Origin of the sequence: Streptantibioticus rubrisoli, assembly GCF_024436055.1 — a bacterium.
GTDB classification, from domain to species: domain Bacteria; phylum Actinomycetota; class Actinomycetes; order Streptomycetales; family Streptomycetaceae; genus Streptantibioticus_A; species Streptantibioticus_A rubrisoli.
Genome location: NZ_JANFNH010000002.1, coordinates 173244 through 199608 on the forward strand (window position 1 = coordinate 173244; position 26365 = coordinate 199608).

The window sequence follows — 26365 nt, forward strand, 5'->3', positions numbered from 1 at the left end:
TCGGCGGTGTTTTTAGGCCAGATCAACAGAGAACGGGGATTTACTGTTGAGTACGCCAACTAACGGGTCGCGATTGTCCGGTGGACCGACCGCCACCGGACATCGGACCTACAGCCGGGATGTCTCACCCCTTGAGTGGACTTTCTTGGGGATCGCACCCGACCGCGCTGTCATCAACCACCTTGTCGAAGGCGACGGCACCCTCAGGGCCGATGACCTGGCCCATGCCGTCGCCGTCGCATCTGAGGCCAACCCGGGCGCCCGGCTGGTGCTGCGGGACAAACGCTGGGTGGACAGCGGGAAGGCGCCCGAAGTCCGCGCGCTCACCGCGGAGTCGTTCGACCGCAAGCGTCTGGACTCGCCCGCACTGCGCATCGGGCTGACCGACCCGACCTGCGAGGTGCTGCTGGTCCTCGGAGATCCGACCACCGTGGTGTTCCGCGCGGCGCACGCCGTGATGGACGGCCGCGGCCTGCTGATGTGGGCGAGCGATGTGTTCCGCGTGCTGCGCGGTGAGCAGCCGCTGGGTGCCGACTCGCCGCTCAACAACGACGATCTGCTGCGGCGCGTCTGTACACCGGACGATCCACCGCCGCGCGCCGAGGACCCGGCGATGGAGTTCCCCTCGCCGCTCGGGCCGCGTCCCCACCCGGCCGCGGGCCCGCTGTGGCGGCGCCGGTCCGTCGACGGCACCCACCCCGCCGCCTCCGCCAAGGTGACCGCGGCGCTCGTGGCGGCGTACGGCCCGGGACGGTACTTCGTACCGGTCGACCTGCGCCGCCACGCCCCGGACGTCCGCTCCACCGCGTCGTTGTCACACCCGCTGCACCTGTCGGTGGGCGCCGACGACGGCTGGGAGGAGGTACAGCACAAGATGCTCACCGCCATGGCCGACCGGGAGGAGCTGGCCAACCGCGCCAACCCGGGCATCATGGACCTGCCGTTGCCCGTACTCCGAGCGGGCATAGCGGAGTTGGACGACAACGCGGCCCGCACCGACACCCACACCGGCCGGGCCTACGTCTCCCATCTGGGCGCCGTCAGCCTCGATGACTTCTCCACCGACGGCTTCCACGCCACGTCCCTCTACACACTGGGCGGGGTGAACCCCGGCAGTCCGCCGGAGATCAACCTGGTGGAGATGGCGGGCCGTACGGAGATCACGGTCGCCTGGTACGACGGCCCCGAAGTCGCCGCGCGTGCCGAGGCGTTGCTGGACGTGGCACAGGAGGCACTCTCCCCCCGGGAGCGTCGTGAGTGGGTGGGCAATCGCACCGAGCGGGCGTTGCCCAGTGCGCATTCGGTGGTGCGCCTCTTCCGCCAACAGGTCGAACGCACGCCGGAGCGAATCGCGCTCAGCGGTCCGGAAGGCGAGGTCAGCTATGCGGAGTTGAGCCGCCGCGCCGACGCCGTGGCGGGTGCGTTGCGCCGTCACGGAGTGGGCCGTGGCGCGGTGGTGGGGTTGTTGGCGGGGCGGTCGGTGGCCGCGGTCGCCGCGGTGTGGGGGGTGCTGCGCGCGGGCGCCTGCTACCTGCCGTTGGACGTGCGCCATCCGGATCTGCGGTTGTCCGAGTTGCTGACGGACGCGGGCAGCACCTTCTGCCTGGTGGAGCGGCCCTACGACGTACGTGACTGCGTCCCCGAGGGATGCCGTGCGCTGCTGTTGGACGACCTTGTCGAGGCCGAGCCCGACGGGGGCGTCGACGCGGAGATCGGTTGCGGCGATCTCGCTTACATCATTTACACCTCCGGGTCCACCGGGCGGCCGAAAGGTGTGCAGGTCGAACATGGCAATCTGGCCAACTATGTCCACTGGGCGACCCGTGTCTTCGAGGTGGACGAGGGGATCCGGCTGCCGCTGCTGACCTCGCCGTCGTTCGATGTGTCGGGCACGTCGGTGTTCCTGCCGCTGCTCGCCGGTGGTCAGGTGATCTTGATGCGCGAGGACCCCAACCACCTGTCCCTGCGGCGGCTGTTGGAGTTCTCCGGCGCCAACGCGCTGAACCTGACGCCTTCTCACCTGGACCTGATCGGCAGGCTCGACATCGCGCCGAAGGGCTTCCGTACGGTGATCGTGATCGGTGAGCAGCTGCGGGTCGAAGTGGCGGCGCGGGCGCAGGAGATGTTCGGGCCCGAGTGCCGGATCGTCAACGAGTACGGCCCGACCGAGGCCACCATCGGCTGCACCGCCCACACCTTCGACCCGGTGGCGGACGGGGACGGCGCGGTGGTGCCGATCGGGGTTCCGGCGGACAACACCACCGTGCACCTGCTCGACGCGCAGGGGAGGTTCGTCGCACCGGGCGAGGTCGGCGAGATGTATCTGGGTGGCGCCCAGCTCGCCCGCGGCTACCTCGGCCGCCCGGACCTCAACCGCGAGCGGTTCCCGGTGCTGGCGGACGGCACCCGGGTGTATCGCACCGGTGATCTGGCCCGTGTCCTGCCGTCGGGCGCGCTGGAGTTCATCGGGCGCGTCGACGACCAGGTCAAGGTCCGCGGCCACCGCGTCGAACCCGCGGAGGTCGCTCAGGTACTGGAGGGCCATCCGGCCGTGGACCGCGCCGTGGTGGTGGCCAAGTCCCGGCCGGGACAGTCCGGCAAGGCGCTGTACGGCTACGTACTGGCCAACAGGGAAGTCGCCGAAGAGGAGTTGGAGCAGCACCTCGCGGAGCGGTTGCCCGGCTACATGGTGCCCGCGGCGACGATGGTGCTGTCCCAGCTGCCGTACACCGTCAGCGGAAAGGTCGACGTCCGGGCCCTGCCCGACCCCCTCGGCGACCAGCCGCGTGCGCAGGCCGACCCGGCCGGGCCCGTGAACGACCCGGTACAGGACGCGGTCGCCCGGATCTGGGCGGAGATCCTCGGGGTGCCGCCGTCCCGGCTGCACGCCCTGGCCGACTTCCACCGCCTCGGCGGTGACTCGGTCTCCCTCCTGGCCATGCTCGCCGCCCTCGGCCGCGAGGTGCTCACCCCGGACGCGGAGGCCGCCTTGATGGCCAGGCTCCCGGAGATCCTGCGAGAGCCCACGCTGGAGCGGGTGACCGCGCTCGTCCGCCAGGCAGGCAGCGAACTGGCCGCCTGACGTCTGCCCCGACCTGCGACGCTCCGGTCGCCGTCGTACGCCCTGCGCTGGGCGGCCGGTGAGGACCACACTGGAGGGGAGCAGGTCGGGCGGGCACGTCGCTCACCTGGGCCGTCGCCAGCGCGCCGGGTCCGCCTTGGTCCTTGGGACCGGATCCGGCGTGCGAGGAGGTTGGACCGTGTACTTCTACGATCGGCTTGACGCGGGACGGCGACTGGCCGAGCGCCTGGCGCACCTGCGCGGAACGGATGTGGCGGTGCTCGGACTGCCCCGGGGCGGTGTGCCGGTCGCCGCCCAGGTCGCGGAGGCGCTGGGCGCACCGCTGGACGTCTGCGTGGTGCGCAAGCTGGGGGCACCGTTCCAGCCGGAGCTGGCCATGGGGGCGATCGGCGAGGGCGGTGTGCGCGTCATCAACGACGAGGTGGTCGGCCTGGAACGGATCTCCCAGGAGGAACTGGCCGAGGTCGAGGAACGCGAGCGCGCGGAGCTGGCCCGGCGCGCCGCGCGGTACCGGGGGGACCGGCCGCGGCTGGACATCACGGGGCGCACCGTGATCGTGATCGACGACGGAATCGCCACCGGCGCCACCGCCCGGGCGGCCTGCCGGATCGCCCGGGCACAGGGCGCGAAGCGGGTGATCCTCGCGGTGCCGGTGGCGCCGCCGGACCGGATCGTGCCGCTGGGACAGGACGTCGATGAACTGGTGTGCCTGGAGACGCCGCATGACTTCTTCGGCGTGGGCCAGTTCTACGCCGACTTCTCGCAGACCTCCGACGCGGAGGTGATGGCGTGCCTGGCCCGGTCCGCGCGGCGCGGTGCCGGTTCCGCCTCCGCGCCGTCCGCTGACCCCGGTCCGTACGACTACGAGGTCGAGGTGCGGGCCGGTTCCGTAAGCCTCGAAGGGCGGCTCACCGCGCCCGAGGGGGCGGCGGGCATGGTGGTGTTCGCCCACGGCAGCGGCAGCAGTCGGCACAGCCCGCGCAACCGTCTGGTAGCGGGGGAACTGAACAGGGCCGGGCTGGCGACGCTGCTGTTCGACCTGCTGACCCGGGACGAGGAGGTGGACCGGGCCAACGTCTTCGACACCGTGCTGCTCGCCCGACGGCTGACGGACACCACCAGGTGGCTGCGGGAGCGGCCGGAGGCACGCGGGCTGCCGGTGGGCTACTTCGGCGCCAGCACCGGGGCCGCCGCGGCGCTGTGGGCGGCGGCCGAGCCGGAGGCGCGGATCTGCGCGGTGGTCTCCCGCGGCGGGCGGCCGGACCTGGCGGGGCCCCGGCTGTCGGCGGTGACCTCGCCGACGTTGCTGATCGTCGGCGGGGCGGACCCCCAGGTGCTGGACCTCAACCGGCAGGCACAGGCCCGGATGCGCTGCGAGAGCCGTCTTGCCGTGGTGCCCGGCGCCACCCACCTGTTCGAGGAGGAAGGCACCCTGGAGCGGGCGGCGGAGCTGGCGAAGGACTGGTTCCTCGGTCACCTCGCCTCCGCCCCAGGCGCGGCGGCCGGTTGACCGGCGCCGCGGTCAGTGGCCGCGCGGCGCGTACATGATCACGGCGACGCCGAGCAGGCAGACGCATGCCCCGATGATGTCCGCCCGGTCCGGCCGGTAGCCGTCCAGGATCACGCCCCACGCCAGCGACCCGGCGACGAACACCCCGCCGTAGGCCGCCAGGATCCGCCCGAACGCCGCGTCCGGCTGGAACGTCGCCACGAAGCCGTAGATCCCCAGCGCCAGCACACCGGCACCCACCCAAGCCCAGCCCCGGTGCTCCCGCACCCCCTGCCACACCAGCCAGGCGCCGCCGATCTCGAAGAGGGCGGCCAGGACGAACAACACGACTGAGCGAAGGACGAGCATCCCGCGAGACTAACCCGAAAGATTTCTGCCGCGCGGTGTCGATTCCGCCGTCGGTCGTTCGACGCACTGATGGAGGCCGGATGTACCGGCCGGGCAAGGAGACGAAGACGATGCGGTTCATGATGATCGTCAAGGCCAGCGCCGACTCCGAGGCGGGCGTGCTGCCGAGCAAGGAGCTGGTCGCGGCCATGGGCAGGTACAACGAGGAACTGGCCAAGGCGGGGGTACTGCTGGCCGCCGACGGGTTGCATGCCAGTTCCAAGGGGGCGCGGGTGGCGTTCTCCGGAGGGAGGCCCACGGTGACCGACGGTCCGTTCGCGGAGACCAAGGAGCTGATCGCCGGTTTCTGGATCATCCAGGCGCAGTCGCTGGACGAGGCCGTCGAGTGGGCCTCGCGGGTGCCGTTCGAGGAGGGCGAGATCGAGGTGCGGCAGGTCTTCGAGCCCACCGACTTCCCGGCCGACGTCCTGCCGCCCGAGGACGCGGCGCGGGAGCAGGCCCTGCGGCAGACTCTGGGACGCTAGGCGGCCTCGGGGATACCGGGTGCGTTCGCGCGTAGTCCGGTGCGGTACTCGACACTCCCGAGTTGCGGAAGGGCGGTGTGCGCTGCTCTGATGGGGCGGCGTGACGGGTTCGGACATCCACGGCGCGATCGACGCGGTCTGGCGGATCGAGTCGGCGAGAGTGATCGCCGGTCTCACCCGTATCGTCCGCGATGTCGGACTCGCCGAGGAACTCGCACAGGACGCGCTGGTCGCCGCGCTCGAACAGTGGCCGGAGTCGGGCATCCCGCGCAACCCGGGCGCCTGGCTCATGGCCACGGCCAAGCACCGGGCGATCGATCTGGTGCGGCGCCAGCAGCGACTGGACGACAAGGTCCAGCAGCTCGGCCGGGAGCTGGAGACCGAACAGCGCATCGCGGAGCAGGACTTCGAGGCGGTGCTGGACACCGACTTCGGCGATGACCTGCTGCGGCTGATGTTCATCTCCTGTCATCCGGTGCTCTCCACCGAGGCCCGGGTCGCGCTGACGCTACGGCTGCTGGGCGGGCTGAGCACCGCGGAGATCGCCCGCGCCTTCCTGGTGACCGAGCCGACCGTCGCCCAGCGGATCGTGCGGGCGAAGCGCACCCTGGCCAAGGAGCACGTCCCCTTCGAGGTGCCCGAAGGCCCGGAACTCGCCGACCGGTTGTCCTCCGTGCTGGAGGTCATCTACCTGGTGTTCAACGAGGGTTACTCGGCGACCGCGGGCGATGACTGGATGCGGCCCGCGCTGTGCGAGGAGGCGCTGCGGCTCGGCCGTGTGCTGGCCGAACTGGTACCGCAGGAGCCGGAGGCGCACGGGCTGGTGGCGCTGATGGAGATCCAGGCGTCCAGATCGGCCGCCCGCACCGGCCCCGACGGTGAGCCCGTGCTACTGCTGGACCAGGACCGCTCCCGCTGGGACCAGTTGCTGATCCACCGCGGGCTGGCGGCCCTCGAGCGTGCCGAGAAGCTGGGCGGCGCCCTCGGGCCGTACGCGCTGCAGGCCGCGATCGCCGCCTGCCACGCCCAGGCCCGTACCGCGCAGGAGACCGACTGGCAGCGGATCGCCGCGCTGTACGAGGCGTTGGCGCACCTGGCGCCGTCGCCCGTCGTGGAGTTGAACCGGGCGGTCGCGCTGGCGATGGCGTACGGCCCGGCCGCAGGGCTGGAACTCGCCGACGAACTGGCCGCGGAACCGTCGCTGCGCGACTACCATCTGCTGCCCAGTGTGCGCGGTGATCTGCTGGCCAGGCTCGGCCGACTCGCCGAAGCGCGCGAGGAGTTCGAGCGCGCGGCGGCGCTCACCAGGAACGAACGTGAGCGCACTCTGCTCTTGGCACGCGCCGCCGAGTGCCGCCGTACTGGAGAGGGTGGCCCCACGCCGTACAGGAACGGGCACTAGCCTGTCCGCCGCGCGTGACCGGTCCGACCGGGCCGGCCGCCACCTAACGAATCGGTACGTACGGAACGAAGTCGGCGAAAGGGACCTGCTCACCATGCCGCTCAAGCGCCCGCACCACCACCGCGAAGCCAGCCCCCACCTCACGGTGAACCCGGTCTTCACCCGGGAGCCCATCAGCGTCCCCCGGTTCGAGCTGCCCGAGGAGGGGATCGACCCCGACACCGCGTACCAGATCGTGCACGACGAGTTGATGCTCGACGGCAACGCCCGGCTGAACCTGGCCACCTTCGTCAGCACCTGGGCCGAACCGCAGGCGCAGCGGTTGATGGCCGAGTGCGCCGAGAAGAACATGATCGACAAGGACGAGTACCCGCAGACCGCCGAGGTGGAGGCGCGCTGCGTCCACATGCTCGCCGACCTGTGGAACGCCCCCGACTCCCATGCGGCGGTGGGCTGTTCGACCACCGGCTCCAGCGAGGCCGCGATGCTGGCGGGCCTGGCCCTCAAGCGGCGCTGGCAGCACCGCCGCCGCGCCGAGGGCAAGCCGACCGAGCGGCCGAACATGGTCATGGGCATCAACGTGCAGGTCTGCTGGGAGAAGTTCGCCGACTACTTCGAGGTCGAACCCCGCTACGTGCCCATGGAGGGCAACCGCTTCACGTTGTCCGCCGACGCGGCCGCCGAGCTGTGCGACGAGAACACCATCGGTGTCGTCGCGGTGCTTGGCTCGACCTTCGACGGCGCGTACGAGCCGGTGGCCGAGATATGCGCGGCCCTCGACGCGCTCCAGGAGCGCACCGGCATCGACGTTCCGGTCCATGTGGACGGCGCCTCCGGTGCCATGATCGCCCCGTTCCTCGACCCCGACCTGGTATGGGACTTCCGGCTGCCGCGGGTAGCCTCCATCAACACCTCCGGGCACAAGTACGGCCTGGTCATGCCGGGTGTGGGCTGGGCGCTGTGGCGGGACGCGGAAGCGCTGCCGAAGGACCTGGTATTCCACGTCAACTACCTCGGCGGCGACATGCCGACCTTCGCGCTCAACTTCTCCCGGCCCGGCGCCCAGGTGATCGCGCAGTACTACAACTTCCTGCGGCTGGGCTTCGACGGCTACCGCCGCGTCCAGCAGCACTGCCGGGACGTGGCGACCCGACTCGCCGGCGGCATCGCCAAGTTGGGACCGTTCACCCTGATCACCGACGGCAGCGAGCTGCCCGTCTTCGCGTTCCGGGTGAACGAGGAGATCACCAACTTCACCGTCTTCGACGTCTCCGCCGCACTGCGCGAGCGCGGCTGGCTGGTCCCGGCGTACACCTTCCCGGCCAACCGCACCGACCTCGCGGCGCTGCGCGTCGTCATCCGCAACGGCTTCGGCCACGACCTGGCGGACCTCTTCCTTGAGGACCTGCGCCGGGTGCTGCCGCGACTCCAGTCGCAGGTCCGGCCCCACCGCGACGAGGAGAACGCGGGCGCCTTCGCACACGGCGCGGAGACCAAGTCCCGGTAGGCGGCCAGTGGTTGGGGTTGGTTCGGCATCGCCGGTTCACAACGGCTGAGCCCAGCGGTGCCGAGCCGACCGCGACCACGGCTCAGAACCGCACGGGCAACTCCCGTACCCCACGCAGCAGGCTGGGCCGCCAGTTGAGCGCGGACGGATCCGCGTCCAGGGCCAGCCGCGGGCACCGCTCGAACAGCGTCCGCAGCGCGATGGCCGCCTCCAGCCGGGCGAGCGGCGCCCCGAGGCAGTGGTGGATGCCGTGCCCGAACCCCAGATGGCCGCCGCGGTCGGCCCCGGCGCGGCGGATGTCGAAGCGGTCGGGGTCCGGGACCAGCCGGGGATCGCGCCCCACCGACGCGAGGACCGGCAGCACCGGCTCCCCGGCCGGAATGACGCTACCGCCGATCTCCACCGGTTCCGAGGTGAACCGGTAGGACGTGGACTGCGCCGGACCGTCGTACCGCAGCACCTCCTCCACCGCGTCGTCGACCAGGCTCAAGTCCGCGCGCAACGCCGCGAGTTGCCCGGGATGCCGGAGCAAGGTGAGTGCGGCCGTGGAGATCAGGTTGACCGTCGTCTCGTGCCCGGCGACGAGCAGCAGGAACGCCATGCCGAGCATCTCCTCGGTAGAGAGCTCCTCGGCCCGTACCAGGGCGCTGAGCAGGTCGCCACCGGGGGACCGGCGCTTGCCTTCGATGAGTTCGGCCAGATACCCGGTCATGGCCTGGGCGGCGGCGGTCGCCGCCTGGGGGCTGCTGGGATGGACCGTTTGCGTCGACCATCCGTGGAAGCTCTCCCGGTCCTCGACGGGTACCCCCATCAGTTCGCAGATGACCGACATCGGCAGTGGCAACGCGAACGACGCCACGAGATCGGCTCGGCCCAACGGCAGCACGGCGTCCAGGAGTTCGTCGGTGATCCGCTGGACGCGGGGTCGTAGCGCCTCGATCCGCCGGGAGGTGAACTCCTTGGCGACCAGCTTGCGTAGTCGGATGTGCCGCGGCGGGTCGGTCTGCAGCATGTTCAGGCCGACGGCATAGCCGCCGTCGTCCTCCCAGGCCGAGGAGTGCCGTACGTCGTTGCACAACCGCGGGTCGGTCAGCGCGGCCCGGACCTCCTCATGGCCGACGACCAGCCACACCCCCGTCCCGTCGGGGGCGGTCACCCGGTGCACCGCACCCGCTCCCGCAGATGCGCGTAGAGCGGGTAGGGGTCGGTGAAGAAGTCCACTCCGGGCGGGGTGAGTTGCTCAAGGGACGGCATGGTCATGGTGGGGACTCCCTTCATCGTTCCATGGCGTTGCGCGCGTCGCGTGACGCGTGCGGGAGGGACCGACACCTGACGCACCTGATGCCCAATCAACCGGGGAGCGCTCCCCGTTTCCCCCGCGTGGGGACCCTAACACCGAACCGGGGAGTGGTCCACGGTTCCCTTGTTAGGGTGCGGACCATGGGAGCGAGTGAGGACGGTACGGCGCCGCTGCGGCGGGACGCGCGACGCAACCGGGAGCTGCTGATCGCGGCTGCCCGGCAGATCTACGCCGAGCAGGGGCTGGACGCGCCGCTGGACGAGATCGCCCGCCGGGCGGGGGTGGGCAACGCCACCTTGTACCGGCGCTTCCCCGACCGGGCGGCGCTCATCGAGGCCGTCTTCCACGACTCGCTGGCCGCGACGCTGCGCGCGGGCGAGGAGGCCCGGTGCAGCGCGGACGCGTGGCGCGGGCTGACCGCCTACCTGGAGCACGTCTTCGCCGGGCTGGCCGCCGACCGGGGCGCCAACGACCTGATGACCACCGGGATTTCCGGGGTGCCGTCACTGGAGGCGCTGCACGAGCACAACCGGGAGACCATCGGCATCCTGATCGACCGCGCGCAGCGGCAGGGCACCATGCGCGGTGACATCGCCACCGAGGACCTGCTGTTCAGCCTGGCCGCACTCGGCAGGGTCGTGCCCGCCTCGGTCGCCGTCAACCCGCAGGCCTGGCGGCGATACCTCGCCCTGCTGCTCGACGGACTGCGTGCGCAGGCGGCGCGCCCGCTTCCGGCGCCGCCGCTCACCCTGGAGGAGCTCGGCGGCGTACTGCGCGAGCTCGGGCCGCACCGGGCGTCCCGTACGACTCAATGATGACAACCAGCCTCCGGTGGTACCGGAGTTTGATGTCACAACCCACGTACAGGTTGATCCGGTGAAGTGCCGTTCGCGCATAGGTTCTTGGTCGTAGACCGGTGTCGGCGACCAGGAAGACAGACACACATGTACAGCAAGGCGTTCGCTCCCGAGTACCAAGGCGTTCTGGGGTCCGCTCTGTCGGTGAACTCCTCGTACGAGGAGGTGCTGGCCAAGGCGACCGAGGAGCAGCGCCGCTCCACGCTGGGGTACGCGCGGGCCGGACTCGCGGTCGCCGAGGCGAACCGGCGTCTGGGCCGGGTGGCCGACGCCGAGCGGGCCTGGCGGGACAGCTACCGCGCCGCGCGGCGGGCCGGGGACAGCGCGGCGATGGCCTGGGCGCTGTGGAGCGGCGGCACGCTGGCCCGGCAGCGCGGGCGGCTCGCGCTGGCCAGGCGCTGGCTGACGGCCGCCGCCGAGTGCGCGCAGCGCGGTGGCGACCGGACCGCCCGCGGCTACGCGCTTGCCGGGCTGGCGGAGACCGGACGCATCCAGGGCGACTACGCGGCGGTCACCGAACTGCACGAGCAACTGCTGGCCGAGGCCCGGGCGCACGGCGAGGCCCGGCACACGGTGTGGGCGCTGGAGGGCATCGCGCAGATGCACCGCAACACCGGTTCGTACGACACCGCGTTGGCGATGTTCGAGGAGGCCGCCGAGATAGCCGCGGGCGCGGAGGACGCCCGTGGGCACGCGTGGGCGCTGCGCGGCATAGCCGATGTGGTCTCGGTACGGGGCGAGACCGAGCGGGCGCTGGAACTGCTCAGCGAGGCGGAGGCGATCTGCCGCGACATGCGGTTGGAGAGCGCGCTGGCGTACAACCACAAGATGCGGGGGAACGTGCTGTTCCGTGCCGGGCGGTACGGGGAGGCGCTCCGGGTGTACTCCGGCGCGCTGGAGGAGTTCCGGGCCATCGGTGAGCCGCGCGGCGAGGCGTTGTCCAGGCTGGGCCTGGTCAAGTCCCTTGCGCGGCTCGGCCGTTCGGTGCAGGAGACGGAGGCGGAGCTGGTGGAACTCGACGAGACGTTCCGCCGTATCGGCCTGGACCACGCCCGCTCGATGCTTCAGCGCTTCCGCGCGGAACTGGGCCCTCAGGCGGCTGCCTGAAGGGTCCCGCCGGGGCGAGCCCTGTCGGGGGCGCTGGTGGGTTCGGCGCCGCGACCCGTCAGTGCCGGTGCACCGCGTCCGGCAGGCTGGGGTCGCCCGGATGCTCGTAGCCGGGGGAGAGGTGGACGAGCGCCGCTCGACGGCTGGCCAGCCAGTCGTCGAAGGCCTGGCCGCGCGCGGCGGAGAGGAGGTCGGCGTGGATGGACTCGCGCACCGCCTCGTAAGGGAGCACCCCGCCCGGCTCGACGCGGTGGAGCACGGCCACGTGCCAGCCGAAGACCGTCCGGACCGGACCGATCCAGGCCCCCGGCGCGGCCGAGAACACCGCGTCCTCGAAGGGACCGGCGAGCTGGCCCCGGCAAAGCGTCTCCGCGGCGCCGAGGTCGTCCAGGCACACGGCCACGGCCGCCGCGGGGGAGGACCGGACCGCCTGGCGTACCGTACGCCGCTCGGGGCGGACCCACAGATCGAGGTTGTCCCGGTAGTACCGGAACAACTCCGCCTCGCTGACCGCGACATCCGCGGTGACCCTTTCGAACAGGGTTCGCGCGGCGTGGTCGAGGGACGGGGCGGACCGCCCCGTCTCGTGCCGCAACAGCGCCTCGGAGGCGAGCAGTTGGGCCACCCAACGCCGCAGCCGCACCCCCGCGGGCGTACCGTCCTTCGGCAGCCGCGGGCCGAGCGGCCCACTGCGCAGGTCCGCCAGCCGCTGGTCCAGCTCGACGGTGGTGATCACGCTCCCGCCCACCCGGGCGACCAGCTGCCCGTCGGCGCTCACGACCACCACCCCGCTGGGTGGTGGCCCTTGTCGCTGTCAACGTCCTGCCGGGGCACGGTAGTCTGCACGGAGGAGCCGATGATGACGGACGCGGTCGGGGTGTAGATCAGCCGCCCGAAGTACATCAGCTTCACCAGCGCCCACCAGTTGCCCGGCCGGGCTTCTCCCGGAGCGTTGATCGCGAAGCCGATCTCGCCCTCGCCGCTCGCCGGAACCCAGAACGGCTGGCTCCATGGTCCGCTGATCGGCCAGATCGCGTAGGGGGTGATCAGTTGCGCCTCGCCGTGGATGGGCGAGCGCGCGGTGTTGCGCAGGGCCACCGTGAGGCGCCCGGTCTGGCCGGGGGAGACCACGATGTCCTGGGCCGCGAGTGTCGCCTCCAACTCCGTTGACGGCGTCCACCGTTCGGTACGCTCCTGGATCACCAGCCGCGCCTTGCGGGTGATCTTGTCGATGGACAGCGCCAGCGCCCGCTCGAAGGCGGACTCATCGACCGGCTCGGTCGGGTCCGAGCCGGGCAGGATGTCGCGCGCCGATGCCCCGGCGGCCCGCGCGGCCGGTACGTGGTCCACGGTGATCACGTCCTCGTGGACCTGTCCGCGCCCGTCGGCGGTGCGCACCGCGACGAAGTACCGCCCGTTGGGCCCGGCTGGCTGGATGCGCACGGTGTAGCGCAGATGCGCGCCGGGAGACAGCGTGTACATCCGGGTCGGCGGACTGGCCGTCCAGCCGTCCGGGACGATCACCTCCACCGTCCCGGCGACCTGCTCGCGGGTGTGCGAGGAGGCGACAGTGACCGTGATCTCGTACGGCCCGTGCCCGGCGACGGCGGTCGGCTCGGCCTCGATGGAGGTCATCCGGTAGCCCATCGACGCCGCGCCCTTGTTGTGCCGCCAGTACCGCGCGAAGACCGGTTGCACGGGCTCCGCCCTCGGCGCCAGCTCCGGCCGTGGGCTACCCGGTACGCCGCGCGGGCGCCCGGCGGGCTCTCGCGGGGTGGCCACCATGGTGCGGATCTCGAACGCGCCGAGTTCGGTGGTGATGCCCTGCTCGGAGGAGGCGATCGAACGGGCCTGCTGCTCAAGGGGGTTGACGTTGGCCGGGAAGTCCAGCGGACGGAAGAACCGGAACCGGGCGGTGGTCGGCCGCCCGGTCGACTCGTAGGCCCGTAGCACCACTCCGGCGGACGGGTCCACATCCGTCCCGGCCATCGACGCCATCGGGTTGCCGTGCGGCTTGAGCGCGGTGACCACCACACCGTCGCCCTCCGCGGCCAGGAACTCGGCGGTGGCGCCCAGTTGGCCGTGGTGCACGCTCTCCTGCCGACTGCTGAACGGGTTGTTGTACGCGTGGCCGCGCCGGGCCAGACCGGCGTCCCGCCAGTCGCCGCGGTGCCCGATCAGCGCATACGAGAAGGTGTGGCTCCAGTGGTTGGTCTCGAAGTTGGCGCCGTCCGGCAGGGTGCGCCGCGGCGGGTCGATCCAGGTGCCCGACGGCCAGCCGGTGGAGGAGCGCAGGATGCCCAGGTAGATGTCGCCGGAGTTGTCGATGGTGAAGCCCGGCAGACCCCGGTTGAGCACGGCGAAGCCGTACGGCTCGACCTGCCCGGTGGTGCCGTCGAGTTCGGCGGGCTGCACCACCTCGATCCGCGGCGAGCGGCGCAGTTCGGCGGCGAGGCCGTGCAGGGCGGTGCGGGTGTCGTCCGGGGTGCGTCCGGCGACCACCAGGACCGGCAGGGTGCGCGGGCCGCGCAGGTCGGCGCGCGGCTGCCACGCTTCGGCCAGCGGCTTGTCGGCCGGTACCCACACCCGTGCGGTACGGCCTCGGGCGAGTTGGCGGTCGAGTTCGGCCCGGTACCCGGGTGGGGCCGCGGCCAGCACCGCGTCGGTGAAGTCGTTCTCCGCCGGTCCGCCGACGCTGATCCGGACATCGGGCAGGTTGGAGTCCACATCCAGGCTGCCGTAGCGGGAGCCGTCATGGGTGGAGGTGGTGGCGGTGACGCCGGTGGACACCAGCGCGGTGACCGCGTCCCGCGCCGCCGGTGCGTACCCGGTGATGTCGGGCACCACCACCTCGGCGACGCTCACCGCCCGTGCCGCCCGCACCGCGTCGCCGCCCTGGGTGTCCACCAGCGCGACCACCAGCGTCGCGCCCAACTCGACCCAGTTGTACGCGGGGTACTCCAGCGTCCACTTCGCGTCCGCGTAGTCGACGTTGGGGAATCCGAAACCGCGCCCCACCACCGCGTCGCCCACCTCGGAGACCGGCATACCGCCCTCGACGGCGGGCTGGAAGCGTACCCGCATGAGCCGGTTGGTGCCGGTGAAGCCGTCGACGCGGGTGGTCAGGTCGATCCGGTCGATGCCGTCCCACAGCATGATCTCCTGTGTGTAGCGGCACAGGTCGAAGTCGGCGGAGACGGTGATCCGCCGCCCGACGGGGGAGTGCTCCACGCTGACGGTCGCCTGGTTGGACGAACTCGCCGCGACCGGCCCGCCCTTGGGCACCGTCACCCACGGCCCGCCGGACGGGGCGCCGGGGCCGTCCTCGTACTCGTCGTACGCCAGCAGCTCGTTGGCGAGGCCACCGGGCCGCAGCATCTGCTTGTCCGCCTTCTTGTCGTACAACGAGCTGATGGCGCCGCCGCGTTCGGAGTCCACCGCCAGCCGGTAGAACTCGTTCTCGATCGCCGAGACGTCCAAGTCCGCCCAGGTCGGCCCGGACAGCGGGGTCTTGGAGTGGACGACGTGGTACGTGGCGTAGCCGGTGGCCGGAACGTCATGGGCGACGAACGCCAGCACCACCGAGGCGAGCGTGCCGTCGGGGTGCCGGGTGAGTTTGTCGACGTGCACGGGCACGCTCTTGCCGGTGGAGTCCAGCAGGGCGATGCCCATCGGGCCGGGCGCGGCGAACTCCACGGTGGCCCGGGCGGCGTCGGTGCGCGGCCAGGCCATCGCGTTGAACACCAGCACCGGCGTGCCGGGCCCGGAGGTGTCCGCGTGCGCGGCGATCAGCGCCTGCGCCCCGCCCAACGCGGTCCTGCCCAGCTCCAGCGCCTCCCGCCAGCCGCCCAGCAGGTCCAGATAGACCTGGTCGCACTCGGAACCGGTGATCGCGTCATGGTGGGCGCCGAAGCACAGCTGGCGCCAGGCCTTGTCCATCGCCTCCATGGGATAGCGGGCGCCGAGCAGTGCGGCGACGGTGGCGAACCGTTCCGCCGCCAGCAGGGTGTTCTCCGCCTGCCGCTGCGCCTGCTTGGTGTCGATAAACGAGATGTCCTTACCGGTGAAGATCGGGTTCATGTCCCGGGTCTGCGGCGACAGCGCCACCTTGTCCCGGGCCAGGTCCCGGCGCACCGCGTCGAAGAACTCGCTGGGCACCGCGGTGACGAACTTCGGCCAGACGTACTTGTTTGCCCAGGAGCGGTGGATGCGGGTCACCCAGCGGTTCGGCGGTGAGTAGTCGGTGCCCACCGGCAGCAGGCAGTTCTTGGTGGCCGCGACCGACTTCAGATCGCGGAACAGCTCGTACGTGGCCGCCTCGGCGGTCGGCAGGTCCTTGGCGGTGTCCATCCACCAACCCGCCGAGTAGTGGTTGGGCATGTAACTGGTGAGCAGCGCCCGGCCGCTGGGGGCGATCCAGTCGAACTCGCTGCGGAACTGCATCCGCCGGTTGTCTCCCACGCAGCTTTTGGGCCCCCACTCGTGGTGCGGGCCGCGCGCCCAGGAACTCGACGTCAGCCCGGCGTCGGCCATGATGCCGGGGAACTGCGGATCGTGCCCGAACACGTCCAACTGCCAGGTGCTGCGCGGCACTCCGCCCAGTACGTCGCGCTGGTACCCCACCCCGTACACCGCGCTGCGGATGGTCAGTTCCACGCTGGTGAGGTTGGTGTTCGGCTCGTTGTAAAGGCCGCCGACGAACTCCAGCCGCCCCTCGCGCAGGAGTTGCCGCACGTAGTCGCGGTCCTCCGGACAGCTGTCCCAGAACGGCTTGAGGTAGTCCAGTTCGGCCAGCACGAACTTGTAGTCCGGATCCCGCCGCGCCATGTCGAGATGTGCCCGCACCAGGGTCAGCCCGGGGCGCTGGAACCCGGAGTTCTCCCAGGACTCGGTGTACGCGCCCTGGGTGTTCCACCAGACCGGGTCGTAGTGGTAGTGCGAGACCATGTACATCGTCCAGCCCGGTTCGGCGGCGGTGATCCGCACCGACTGGGTGTCGCGCACATCCGCGGTACGCGCCTGGACAAGGGCCCGGTGCACCGTGCCCTCGGTCTGCGGGGACGCGTAGACGATGCCGACCTCGACGGCGTCCTGGTGGCCGGGCGGCAGGTCCATGACGGTGGCCGGTTCCGGGACGCTGATGCCGTCGCCGACCAGGGTGACGGTGGCCGGGGAGCGCGAAGTCAGCGGGCGGACGCCGATGTTGGCGACGGTGACGTGCACCAGTTGGCGGGGCGCCTTCTCGGTACCGGTGAACAGTTCGGTGGACGCCACCGAGGTGACCTTCACCGCGGCGGCGTCCACGGCTGGTTGTGCGCTGACCGCGATCAGCTTCAGCGCGGGCGCGTCCGGCAGCGTGAGGCTGACCGCCTGCCGGGCCGGGTCGAGTGGCACCACCTGGAGGAACAGCCGCACCCGTGGCCCGGCGTCGCCCGCGGGCCGGTGCCGGTGCGTGGTCTCCACGGCCACCGCCTCCAGGAACTGCGGCAGATGCGCCCAGTCGGTGAACCGCAGCGGTACCGACTCGCCGCCGTCCTCGTAGCGGACCAGCGCCTGCGTACTGGCCGGGCCGCCGGAGGCCGCGCCGATCAGGTACAGCAGCGAGTGGCGGCCCTCCGGCACGTCGAGCGTCTGCCCCGCGGCGGTCATGAAGCTCTTCTCGCCCGGCGCGTAGGTGGGGAACACGAACGGCACCCCGGCGATCCTGGTATGGCCCGAGGGCAGTTCCTCGGCCGGGAACGCCCAGCCGTGACCGTCGAAGTCGCCGGTCGAGCGGTCGGAGTCGTACGACGCGCCCTCCAGGTCGTAGGGCAGCGACAGCGGCACCGCTTCGGGCACCATCACCCCCGGCCGTGCCGCGGCGGTCCTGCCGCCGTCCACTCCCACCGCGGCCGCTGACGCCACCGCCAGCGACGCCAAGAACCTGCGGCGGCTCACCTTCGCCGCGCGCTCCTCAGGCAGCCCAGACACGGCACCTCTTCCACGGTCGACGTTCGGCCACGGCGGTCGGGACCGCCGGTCTACCGCAGCCAAAGATGCCAGGACAAACCTGTAAGGATCACCACAAACATGGACTTACCGATCAACTATGCAAATACGACTGGGGGCTGACCGTGCGGGGCGGACGCGGGCTCGGCGAATTGGTTTTCATTTTCATGAAGCGCTACGGTGGGGAGCCGGAAGACCTCCACCAGCGAAAGGGAGCCATGTCCGCGCACTGCCAACTCACCGGCCGTAAGCCGGGGTTCGGCCACAACATCTCGCACTCGCACCGGCGCACCAAGCGGCGCTTCGACCCCAACGTGCAGCACAAGCGGTACTGGCTGCCGAGCGAGCGGCGGTACGTGCGGCTGACGCTGAGCGCCAAGGGGATCAAGACCGTGGACGCCATCGGGATCGAGGCCGCGGTGGCCCGGATCCGGGCCACCGGAGGGAGGGTCTGATGGCGAAGAAGAGCAAGATCGCCAAGAACGAGAAGCGACGGGAGATCGTCGCGCGGTACGCGCGGCGGCGGGCCGAGCTGAAGCAGGTCATCGCCAGTGCGCGGTCGACGGACGAGGAACGGCTCGCCGCCCAGCGGGAGTTGCGCCGCCAGCCACGCGACGCGAGCGCCACGCGGGTGAGGAACCGGGACTCGGTCGACGGCCGCCCGCGCGGCCACTTCCGCGCGTTCGGGCTGTCCCGCATCCGGTTGCGGGAGATGGCCCACGCCGGAGAGCTGCCGGGGGTGACCAAGAGCAGTTGGTAGCCGCGCGGGTCGCGGGAGCGGGGCTGGGTTGCGGCTGGTCCGGCACCGCGGGGCCACGCCGCTGTCGTCGCACTCCGGTGCGCCGGGCCGAGGGCTCAACCCCCAACCCGGTACCGTGCACGGCCGGTTGACGGTCGGCATGCCGTGCGGCTCGCGCGGGGGCGGCAAGCGGCCCTCGCGGGCGCTGGTGGTCAGTGCTCCTGGGCCGTCGGGCGCATCATGATCTCGTTGACCGCCGCGTGCGGGGGCTGAGTGATCATGAACGTGATGGCACGGGCGATGTCCTCGGCGCGCAGCCAGGCGTTCTGCGGCAGGTCGCGAGCGGCGGCGCGCCCGGCGCCGGTCGCCATCTCCGTGATGGTCATGCCCGGCTCGACCAGCCCCACCCGGACCCCTCTTGCGGCCACCTCCTGGCGCATCGCCTCGCTGAACGCGCCCACCGCGTGCTTCGTCGCCGAATAGACGGGGTTGTTCCGCCGCACCACCCTGCCGCCGACCGAGCTGACGTTCACGAGGTCGGCGACCCCCCGCGGCCCTTCCGCCGCCGTGCGCAGCAGGTGCGGCAACGCGGTCTGCGACATGTGCAGCACGGCGTTGAGGTTGAGGTCGACCATCCGCTTCCAGTCGGCGGGGTCGCTGTGCTCCACGGTGCCCATCGCGACGTATCCGGCGTTGTTCACCAGCACGTCCAACCGCGCGAAGCGGCCAGCGGCGTCATCGACGGCCTGACGCGCCTGCACCGGGTCCGCCAGGTCGGCGGTGAGTACGGTGCACGAACCACCCTGTCCGCGGATCACCGCGGCCAGCTCCTCCAGCCGTTCGGTGCGCCGGGCGACCACCGCCACCTCGGCGCCCAGCCGGGCGAGCGCCAAGGCGGTGGCTGCCCCGATGCCACTGGACGCACCGGTCACCAGTGCCGCACACCCCGACAACGGCGCCACCGCGCCTGCGGCGGCGCCCCCCGTCGCTCCGGCGTTCGGATCCCTCACGCTCATGATCGCCCCTCACGGACGGTTCCGCCCCACGCGGCCGACGGTGGCGCCGTCACCACCCATGATCGGCGAAGACGCCGCCGACGGCTGGCCGTACGCGGCGGACGGGGCGACCCGCAGGCGCGGGCGAGGCATGCGGACCCGTCAGTGTTCCGCGCGGTGCCGCTCGACGATCGCGTTCGCCTCCTGCGGGTCCTCGGCGCGACGCGTGGTGGCGAACTGCTCGTTCAGTTTCAGCTGTACCTCGCGTGACTGCGACTCCAGCCATCGGCGGTTCTCCTGGGTCAGCAGATCCAGGAACCTGGCAAGGTCCACGTCGCTCATGGCCGGTCTCCTCCTGGTCCTCGTGGTCGGCGGCTTCGTCCACGACTCATCTGACCGCCGGTCACGCCAGCCGCGGCGGCCGTCGGCGTGCGCCGGGGGAGGGACCGGCGCAGGGTGAGGGTATGGAGGGTTCGGGTTCGCTGATCGTCGTGCACCCGCCGCAGGGCGGCGGGCGGCTGGTGACGGTCCTCGGAGAGCCGGTCGGCGTCGTGGAGACGCTCGGCGAGATCGAGCTGCTGCTGCGCCGCGCCGGACTGAACCCCGCCGAGGTTCTGGACGACCCGGATCTGATCGAGTGGTCCGGTGGCGGACCCGATGTGTGGCAGTAGATCCGTGCGCGGGTGCGCAGAACGTTCCATGATCCATTCCCTGATCGAGTGGGAGAGGCCCACCGGGCCCGGGGGCGTGGGGTCCCGGACGACCGCCGACGTGTTCGGCTCCGTCGGGGACGCGTCGCGACGGCGGTCGCGGTCGGCGTGCCGGGCGATCGCGGGGCTGTCCGGCCGTTGACCCGGCCGCACGGTGTCAGGCCCGGCGCAGCACGGATTCCAGTACCTTGATCAGGGTCGTCACCGGGTCGGCAGCGGTCGATGTCGCGCGCCAGGCGACGAAGCCGTCCGGACGCACCAGCACGGCGCCGTCCGGTGAAGTGCCGTGCGCCTGGGCCCAGTCGGCGTCCGGCTCCGGCACCAGGTCGAGGCCGGGGCCGACCCGGTGGCACTCCAGCGGCAGCCCCAGCCGTTCGCCGACCCGCCGCCCCGCCTCGTACCACCTGCCGCCGTGCGCGCCGCTGAGCAGCACCAGCGACCGCTCGTACAGGTCGAGCGAGGACAGCCGCACCCCGTCCCGGCGCAGCCACAGGTGCGGTGCCCGGCTGCCCGGGGCGCCGGTCAGCTCCAACTCGTCGGGTACCACAGCCGAGTCGGGGTCGGTGCCGACGACGGCGCCCCGGTGGTAGCGGTAGCCCAGGGCGGTGGCCAGCACGCCGCGCTGCGGGCCGGTGGTGGGTGCGGCGGCGTAGCCGGGGTGCCGGTGCTCGGAGGAGCGGGCCGAGGCGCGTTCGCTCGTCGCCCGCGCCACCGGCTGCCGCTCCGCGCCGTACGTCTCCAGCAGTGCGGGCCCGGCCCAGCCGCCCAGCACCGCGGCGAGCTTCCAGGCCAGGTTGTGCGCGTCCTGGATGCCGGTGTTCGAGCCGAACGCGCCGGTGGGCGACATCTCGTGCGCGGCGTCACCGGCCAGGAACACCCGCCCGGTGCCGTAGCTGCTCGCCACCCGCTCCGCGGCGTGCCAGGGCGCCTTGCCGGTGATCTCCACCTCCATGTCCGGTACGCCGGTGGCCTTGCGGATGTGCTCGGCGCACCGCTCGTCGGTGAAGCTGGCCAACTCCTCGCCGTGCTCGGGGTGCCACGGGATGTGGAACACCCACTGCTCCCGGTTGTCCACCGGCAGCAGGGTGCCGTCGGCCTCGGGGTTGCGCAGATAGCAGGCGATGAAGCGGCGGTCGCCCACCGCGTCCGCCAGCCGTTTGGCCCGGAACGTCACGCTGACGTTGTGGAACAGGTCGCCGCGCCCCATCTGGGCGATGCCGAGCCGCTCGCGGACCGGGCTACGTGGGCCGTCCGCCGCGATCAGGTACTGGGCGCGCACCGTGCGGCGCTCGTCGGTGCCCCTGCGGCCGATCACGGCGGTCACCCCGTCCGCGTCCTGTTCGAAGGAGCGCAACTCGGTGCCGTAGCGCAGATCGCCGCCCAACTCGCGGGCGCAGTCCAGCAGTACCGGTTCAAGGTCGTTCTGGCTGCACAGGCACCAGCTGGTGGGGCTGAAACGGGACAGCCGACCGCCCGGGTCCACCTCCTTGAACAGCCACTCCTGCTCGGTGCCGGTCAGTGTCTCGGCCTGCAGGATGCCGTGGTTGTCCGCCAGCACCGACGCGGCCACCTGGATGCGCGGCTCGATTCCCGCGGTGCGGAACAGTTCCATCGTGCGCACGTTGTTGCCGCGCCCGCGGGGGTGCCGGGAGGTTCCCGGATGCTTCTCCACAAGCGTGTGCGCGATGCCCAGGCGCCCCAGGAACAGCGAGGCGGACAGACCCACCAGGGAACCGCCCGCGATCAGTACCGGCACCCGCTCGTCGATCTTCGCGTTCATCCATGGCTCCAGCCGTTGCGGGGAGTCGCAGGTGCGGACTCCTGGGATGCGGGAGCGGTTCTGCCGACCACGGCGGCCCGCACCATCGATCCTCGCCCGGGTACCGGTGTTCCGCCCGACGGGTCACCCGAACGGCCTACACGCGTTGCGGCATCCGTGGTAGCCCATCACCATCGATTCACGGGCCTGCTTCCGGAATTGCGGATGGATTTTCCGGAAATGGGGTCCAGAACGGCGAAATGTTTGTTCGCCGATGTCGCGGAGAGAAAAAGCGCGGCCTGTCGGAAAAGCCTATCCGGCCGCCGCCCGCCCGGCATGCCAGTCCGGGCCAGGGCCCGTTGACGCCGAATCCCCTGCCCGCGAAGGAGCGGTGACATGACGGTGCTGTCCACAGCCGAAGCGCCCCGATCCAAAGCCGAATCACTTGCGTTCAGCCCCAGCGAGTCCAAGCTGCGGGTCATACTCGTGTTGCACGTCAAGGACGGCGCCGAAAAGCGCTTCATGGAAGTCTATTCCGCCCTGCGCGAGCAGGTGGCGGAGGTTCCGGGACACCTCAGCGACCAGCTGTGCCAGTCCATCCAGGACCCCACCCAGTGGATCATCACCAGTGAATGGGAGGGCGCGGAGCCCTATTTCGCCTGGGTGAACAGCGCCGAGCACGTGCGCATGGTGGAGCCGATGCACGAGTGCGTGCACAACACCCAGTCGCTGCGCTACGGCGTGGTCCGCGAGACCAAGCCCGCTTCCGCCGCCCCCGTCCCCCGGGCGCAGCGCCAGAGCGACCCGCCGTCCGACGGCGTGGTGCGACACGCCGTCACGTTCACCGTCAAGCCCGGCAGCGAGCAGGCCGCCGCGAAGATCCTCGCCGAGTACGCCTCGCCGTCCCCCGAGGTCGACGCGGTCACCAGGCTGCACCGCACCTCGCTGTTCATGCGGGGCAACCGGGTGGTACGGGCGATCGAGGTGATCGGCGACCTGGGCGCCGCGCTGCGCCATGTCGCCAGCCAACCGGGCGTCCGGGCCGCGGAGGAGGCGCTGAACCCGCATCTGGAAGAGGCTCGCGACCTGGACGACGCCAAGGCCGCGCGGGAGTTCTTCATGCGCGCCGCACTGCCCGCGGTGCACCGGCTGACCGTCGGTGACGTGGACGGCCCCGGTGTGCGGCGACGTGCCCTGAGCTACCCGGCCCGGCGCGGCTGCGGGTCCGCGGTGGCCCTGTTCCTGTCCCGCCAGGACCAACTTGCCGCCGCCCGGCACCCGTCGGCGCTGGTGAGCAGCACCATCTACCAGCGCGGCGACATCGTGGTGCGCGTGGTGGACCTGCGCGGCGAACCGGACCCCAGCGTCGTCCTCGGCGTCGAAGGACACCGCGCCCCCGCCGTGCTCAGCCGACTCGTGGACCTCGGCCCCAACGGTGATCTGAGCGACAGCGCGGGGATCCAACGCTTCGTCGCCGACTGCGCCATGGACCTGGTCACCGACCGCCGGGCCCAACAGACCTGACACCGGCCGGAAGTTGACGACCCAGGCACCGCCCACCCGACGCCTTCGGAGAACACCATGCCCACACAGACCGCACGCATCGTGCACATCGACCAGACCCAGCCCAACCGGCGACGCGGTGGCGACCTGCGCACCCTGCTCACCCCCACCACGGTCGGGGCGACGAGCGGATTCATGGGCATGGCCATCATCCGGCCCGGCGAGCGCATCGGGGAGCACTACCACCCGTACTCCGAGGAGTTCGTCTACGTCGTCCAGGGCCAGGTCGAGGTCGACCTGGACGGCGAGCCGCATTCGCTGGGACCCGACCACGCGTTGCTGATCCCGAAGGACGTGCGGCACCGGTTCCGCAACGTGGGCAACGTCGACGTACGGATGGTCTTCCACCTCGGACCGCTCGCCCCGCGGCCGGAGTTGGGGCACGTGGACACCGAGGAAGGCCCGCCCGAACCAGCGAAGGCGGTGTCCTGATGCGACGTGTGGCCGTCACCGGCGTCGGCGTGGTCGCGCCCGGCGGAGTGGGGGTGCCCGCGTTCTGGGACATGCTCACCGCCGGACGCACCGCGACCCGGGGGATCACGCTGTTCAACCCCGAGGGGTTCCGCTCGCGGATCGCCGCCGAGTGCGACTTCGACCCGTACCGGTGCGGTCTGAACGCCGACGAGTTGGCGCGCGCCGACCGGTACGTGCAGTTCGCGCTGGTGGCCGCCGACGAGGCGGTGCGCGACTCCGGGCTCGACCTGTCGGCCGAGGAGCCGTGGCGGATCGGGGTGTCGCTCGGCTCCGCCGTCGGCGGCACCACCCGGCTGGAGGCCGACTACGTGCGAGTCAGCGGTGCCGGTGAGCGCTGGGACGTGGACCACCGGCAGGCCCGGCCGCATCTGCACCGGGCCTTCTCACCCAGTGCGCTGTCCTCCGAGGTGGCGGAGCGCACCGGCGCGCACGGTCCCGTGCGGACCGTGTCCACCGGCTGCACCTCCGGCCTGGACGCCGTCGGATACGCCTTCCACGCCATCGAGGAGGGCGACGCCGACATCATCATCGCCGGCGCCTCGGACTCGCCTATCTCGCCCATCACGGTGGCGTGCTTCGACGCGATCCGGGCCACGTCCCCCAACAACGACGACCCGCAGCACGCCTCTCGGCCGTTCGACGCCCACCGGGACGGCTTCGTGATGGGCGAGGGCGGTGCGGTGCTGGTACTGGAGGAGGCGGAGCACGCCCGGCGGCGCGGGGCGCGCGTCTACTGCGAGATCGGCGGGTTCGCCACCTTCGGCAACGCCTACCACATGACCGGGCTGACCCGGGAGGGACTGGAGATGTCCCGGGCGATCGACCACGCCCTCGACCACGCGCGCGTCGACCCCCGCGACGTGGACTACGTCAACGCCCATGGCTCCGGCACCAAACAGAACGACCGGCACGAGACGGCGGCGGTGAAGCGGTCGCTGGGCGAGCACGCCTACTCGACGCCGATGAGCTCGATCAAGTCCATGGTGGGGCATTCGCTCGGCGCCATCGGCGCGATAGAGCTGGCCGCGTGCGCCCTCGCCCTGGCCGGCGGTGTCATACCGCCGACCGCCAACTACGAGACCCCCGACCCCGAGTGCGACCTGGACTACGTGCCGCGCACCGCGCGCACGGCGCCGCTGCGCACCGTCCTGTCGGTCGGCAGCGGATTCGGCGGATTCCAGTCCGCTGTCGTCCTCAACCGCAGGGAGAGGCGGACACGATGAGTCAGCGCAACACCCGCCGCGCGGTGGTGACCGGAATCGGGGTGATCGCCCCCAACGGGGTGGGCAAACGGGCGTTCTGGAAGGCCACCAAGGAAGGCGTCAGCGTCCTTGACACCCTCTCTCACGACGGCTGCGGCGACTACCCGCTGCGGATCGCCGGGGAGGTGAGGGGCTTCGACCCCGCGGACGCGATCGAGGGCCAGTACCTGGTGCAGACCGACCGGTTCACGCACTTCGCGATGGCCGCGGCCGACCTGGCGAAGGACGACGCCCGGCTCGACACCACCGGTCTTTCGCCCTACGCGGTGGGCGTCGCCACCGCCTCCGGTTCCGGCGGCGGCGAGTTCGGCCAAAGGGAACTGCAGCAACTGTGGGGCCGGGGGCCGAAGTTCGTCGGCCCATACCAGTCCATCGCCTGGTTCTACGCGGCGAGCACCGGCCAGATCTCGATCCGCGGCGACCACAAGGGGCCGTGCGCGGTGCTGGCCAACGACGAGGCCGGGGGGCTTGACGCGATCGCGCACGCCTGCCGGAACGTCAGACGCGGCGCCGACGTGATGCTCGTCGGATCCGCCGAGGCACCACTGGCGCCGTACTCGATCGTCTGCCAGCTCGGCTACCCGGAACTCAGCCGTGCGGAGGTGCCCGAGCGTGCCTATCTGCCGTTCACCGCTGACGCCTGCGGGTTCGTGCCCGCCGAGGGCGGGGCGATGCTGGTGGTCGAGGACGCCGAGGCGGCCCGGCGGCACGGTGCCACGGCCAGGGCGGAGGTCCGCGGCCACGCCGCCACGTTCACCGGCGCGTCCGCCTGGGAGCGCTCCCGGGAGGGGCTGGCGCACGCCATCCGCAGCGCCCTCGACCAGGCCCGGTGCGCCCCGGAGGAGGTCGACGTGGTGTTCGCCGACGCGCTCGGGGTGCCCGCCGCGGACCGTGCCGAGGCGCTGGCGATCAACGAGGCGCTGGGCGGGCACGCCGCCGACGTGCCGGTGACCGCGCCGAAGACCGGCATCGGCAGGGCGTACTGCGGGGGCCCGGTACTGGACGTGGCCACCGCGGTACTCGCCATGGAGCACGGTGTGGTGCCGCCCACCCCCAACGTGGCCGACGTCATCCATGACATCGACCTCGTCACCGGTCTGGCCCGCCCCGCCGAGGTGCGCACCGCACTGGTGCTCAGCCGCGGACTGATGGGGTGCAACGCCGCGCTCGTCCTGCGACGCGGCGCCGACCAGCCGTGATGGCGGCAGTGCCGCCAGCGGAACCGGAAGGAGAGTAGT

21 protein-coding genes are annotated in these 26365 nt (G+C 71.6%); 14 read left to right on the plus strand and 7 right to left on the minus strand.

The features are described from left to right. The first annotated feature begins 145 nt into the window (after positions 1–145). Both NON19_RS04095 and NON19_RS04100 read left to right on the plus strand, forming a co-directional pair. Positions 146–3082, plus strand: coding sequence for a non-ribosomal peptide synthetase (locus NON19_RS04095; RefSeq protein WP_255925185.1), 2937 nt, complete (start codon positions 146–148; stop codon positions 3080–3082). A 178-nt stretch (positions 3083–3260) separates the two neighbouring features. Beyond that, positions 3261–4592 carry a phosphoribosyltransferase family protein gene (locus NON19_RS04100; protein ID WP_255925186.1) on the plus strand — a complete coding sequence of 444 codons (1332 nt, stop codon included), beginning with the start codon at positions 3261–3263 and terminating at the stop codon, positions 4590–4592. A 12-nt stretch (positions 4593–4604) separates the two neighbouring features. On the opposite strand, the gene NON19_RS04105 is transcribed toward NON19_RS04100, so the two are convergent. After that, a complete protein-coding gene (locus NON19_RS04105) occupies positions 4605–4940 on the minus strand; it encodes a YnfA family protein (RefSeq protein WP_255925187.1) in 336 nt (111 codons plus the stop codon). Between the two features lie 80 nt (positions 4941–5020). Here NON19_RS04105 and NON19_RS04110 point away from each other — a divergent pair, with 80 nt between their 5' ends. The 3 genes from NON19_RS04110 (at position 5021) to gad (ending at position 8373) form a co-directional block, all read left to right on the plus strand. Then, positions 5021–5464, plus strand: a complete 444-nt coding sequence (locus tag NON19_RS04110; RefSeq protein ID WP_255925188.1) for a YciI family protein — start codon at positions 5021–5023, stop codon at positions 5462–5464. Between the two features lie 100 nt (positions 5465–5564). Beyond that, positions 5565–6866, plus strand: a complete 1302-nt coding sequence (locus NON19_RS04115; RefSeq protein WP_255925189.1) for an RNA polymerase sigma factor — start codon at positions 5565–5567, stop codon at positions 6864–6866. Between the two features lie 94 nt (positions 6867–6960). Next, positions 6961–8373, plus strand: a complete 1413-nt coding sequence (gad, locus tag NON19_RS04120) for a glutamate decarboxylase (protein ID WP_255925190.1) — start codon at positions 6961–6963, stop codon at positions 8371–8373. Positions 8374–8455: 82 nt separating this feature from the next. Here the strand turns inward: gad and NON19_RS04125 are convergent, their stop codons facing one another. Then, positions 8456–9529, minus strand: a complete 1074-nt coding sequence (locus NON19_RS04125) for a cytochrome P450 family protein (protein ID WP_308213648.1) — start codon at positions 9527–9529, stop codon at positions 8456–8458. Between the two features lie 284 nt (positions 9530–9813). Here NON19_RS04125 and NON19_RS04130 point away from each other — a divergent pair, with 284 nt between their 5' ends. After that, a complete protein-coding gene (locus tag NON19_RS04130) occupies positions 9814–10488 on the plus strand; it encodes a TetR/AcrR family transcriptional regulator (protein ID WP_255925191.1) in 675 nt (224 codons plus the stop codon). Between the two features lie 129 nt (positions 10489–10617). Further along, positions 10618–11637, plus strand: a complete 1020-nt coding sequence (locus NON19_RS04135; RefSeq protein WP_255925192.1) for a tetratricopeptide repeat protein — start codon at positions 10618–10620, stop codon at positions 11635–11637. 58 nt (positions 11638–11695) lie between these two features. On the opposite strand, the gene NON19_RS04140 is transcribed toward NON19_RS04135, so the two are convergent. Continuing rightward, a complete protein-coding gene (locus tag NON19_RS04140) occupies positions 11696–12415 on the minus strand; it encodes a peptidylprolyl isomerase (RefSeq protein ID WP_255925193.1) in 720 nt (239 codons plus the stop codon). After that, a complete protein-coding gene (locus NON19_RS04145; RefSeq protein WP_255925194.1) occupies positions 12412–17607 on the minus strand; it encodes a glycoside hydrolase family 38 N-terminal domain-containing protein in 5196 nt (1731 codons plus the stop codon). The genes NON19_RS04140 and NON19_RS04145 overlap by 4 nt, the downstream gene beginning before the upstream one ends. A 236-nt stretch (positions 17608–17843) precedes the next feature. Here NON19_RS04145 and rpmB point away from each other — a divergent pair, with 236 nt between their 5' ends. Together rpmB and rpsN are read left to right on the plus strand one after the other, a co-directional pair. After that, complete coding sequence (rpmB, locus tag NON19_RS04150) at positions 17844–18080, plus strand: 50S ribosomal protein L28 (protein ID WP_255925195.1); 237 nt, start codon at positions 17844–17846, stop codon at positions 18078–18080. After that, positions 18080–18385 carry a 30S ribosomal protein S14 gene (gene rpsN, locus NON19_RS04155; protein WP_255925196.1) on the plus strand — a complete coding sequence of 102 codons (306 nt, stop codon included), beginning with the start codon at positions 18080–18082 and terminating at the stop codon, positions 18383–18385. The genes rpmB and rpsN overlap by 1 nt, the downstream gene beginning before the upstream one ends. Positions 18386–18576: 191 nt before the next feature. Here the strand turns inward: rpsN and NON19_RS04160 are convergent, their stop codons facing one another. Continuing rightward, on the minus strand, positions 18577–19380 hold the full coding sequence (locus NON19_RS04160; RefSeq protein ID WP_255925197.1) for an SDR family NAD(P)-dependent oxidoreductase: 804 nt from the start codon (positions 19378–19380) through the stop codon (positions 18577–18579). 141 nt (positions 19381–19521) lie between these two features. Beyond that, complete coding sequence (locus tag NON19_RS04165; RefSeq protein ID WP_255925198.1) at positions 19522–19701, minus strand: hypothetical protein; 180 nt, start codon at positions 19699–19701, stop codon at positions 19522–19524. A gap of 122 nt (positions 19702–19823) precedes the next feature. Between NON19_RS04165 and NON19_RS04170 the strand changes: the two genes are divergently transcribed. After that, the gene (locus NON19_RS04170) at positions 19824–20030 is read left to right on the plus strand and encodes a hypothetical protein (RefSeq protein WP_255925199.1); all 207 of its coding nucleotides are present in this window, start codon (positions 19824–19826) and stop codon (positions 20028–20030) included. 196 nt (positions 20031–20226) lie between these two features. On the opposite strand, the gene NON19_RS04175 is transcribed toward NON19_RS04170, so the two are convergent. Next, positions 20227–21849: an FAD-dependent oxidoreductase gene (locus NON19_RS04175; protein ID WP_255925200.1), complete on the minus strand. Its 1623-nt coding sequence runs from the start codon at positions 21847–21849 to the stop codon at positions 20227–20229. A gap of 375 nt (positions 21850–22224) precedes the next feature. On the opposite strand from NON19_RS04175, the gene NON19_RS04180 reads away from it, so the two are divergent. From NON19_RS04180 to NON19_RS04195, 4 genes are read left to right on the plus strand one after another with little or no spacing between them, the layout of a single operon-like run. Beyond that, a complete protein-coding gene (locus NON19_RS04180; RefSeq protein ID WP_255925201.1) occupies positions 22225–23352 on the plus strand; it encodes a SchA/CurD-like domain-containing protein in 1128 nt (375 codons plus the stop codon). A gap of 57 nt (positions 23353–23409) precedes the next feature. Beyond that, positions 23410–23823, plus strand: coding sequence for a cupin domain-containing protein (locus NON19_RS04185; RefSeq protein WP_255925202.1), 414 nt, complete (start codon positions 23410–23412; stop codon positions 23821–23823). Next, positions 23820–25088: a beta-ketoacyl-[acyl-carrier-protein] synthase family protein gene (locus tag NON19_RS04190; RefSeq protein WP_303653334.1), complete on the plus strand. Its 1269-nt coding sequence runs from the start codon at positions 23820–23822 to the stop codon at positions 25086–25088. Before NON19_RS04185 ends, NON19_RS04190 begins: the two co-directional genes overlap by 4 nt. Further along, positions 25085–26326 (plus strand): ketosynthase chain-length factor, encoded by a 1242-nt coding sequence (locus tag NON19_RS04195; RefSeq protein ID WP_255925204.1) that lies wholly within the window; start codon positions 25085–25087, stop codon positions 26324–26326. Before NON19_RS04190 ends, NON19_RS04195 begins: the two co-directional genes overlap by 4 nt. Positions 26327–26365 lie beyond the last annotated feature (39 nt).

Coding starts and splice junctions, on each gene's coding strand:
- NON19_RS04180 (WP_255925201.1), top strand. CDS start 22,225: ATGACGGTGCTGTCCACAGCCGAAGCGCCCCGATCCAAAGCCGAATCA.
- NON19_RS04110 (WP_255925188.1), top strand. CDS start 5,021: ATGTACCGGCCGGGCAAGGAGACGAAGACGATGCGGTTCATGATGATC.
- NON19_RS04185 (WP_255925202.1), top strand. CDS start 23,410: ATGCCCACACAGACCGCACGCATCGTGCACATCGACCAGACCCAGCCC.
- NON19_RS04175 (WP_255925200.1), bottom strand. CDS start 21,849: ATGAACGCGAAGATCGACGAGCGGGTGCCGGTACTGATCGCGGGCGGT.
- rpsN (WP_255925196.1), top strand. CDS start 18,080: ATGGCGAAGAAGAGCAAGATCGCCAAGAACGAGAAGCGACGGGAGATC.
- gad (WP_255925190.1), top strand. CDS start 6,961: ATGCCGCTCAAGCGCCCGCACCACCACCGCGAAGCCAGCCCCCACCTC.
- NON19_RS04105 (WP_255925187.1), bottom strand. CDS start 4,940: ATGCTCGTCCTTCGCTCAGTCGTGTTGTTCGTCCTGGCCGCCCTCTTC.
- NON19_RS04135 (WP_255925192.1), top strand. CDS start 10,618: ATGTACAGCAAGGCGTTCGCTCCCGAGTACCAAGGCGTTCTGGGGTCC.
- rpmB (WP_255925195.1), top strand. CDS start 17,844: ATGTCCGCGCACTGCCAACTCACCGGCCGTAAGCCGGGGTTCGGCCAC.
- NON19_RS04195 (WP_255925204.1), top strand. CDS start 25,085: ATGAGTCAGCGCAACACCCGCCGCGCGGTGGTGACCGGAATCGGGGTG.
- NON19_RS04165 (WP_255925198.1), bottom strand. CDS start 19,701: ATGAGCGACGTGGACCTTGCCAGGTTCCTGGATCTGCTGACCCAGGAG.
- NON19_RS04160 (WP_255925197.1), bottom strand. CDS start 19,380: ATGAGCGTGAGGGATCCGAACGCCGGAGCGACGGGGGGCGCCGCCGCA.
- NON19_RS04130 (WP_255925191.1), top strand. CDS start 9,814: ATGGGAGCGAGTGAGGACGGTACGGCGCCGCTGCGGCGGGACGCGCGA.
- NON19_RS04170 (WP_255925199.1), top strand. CDS start 19,824: ATGGAGGGTTCGGGTTCGCTGATCGTCGTGCACCCGCCGCAGGGCGGC.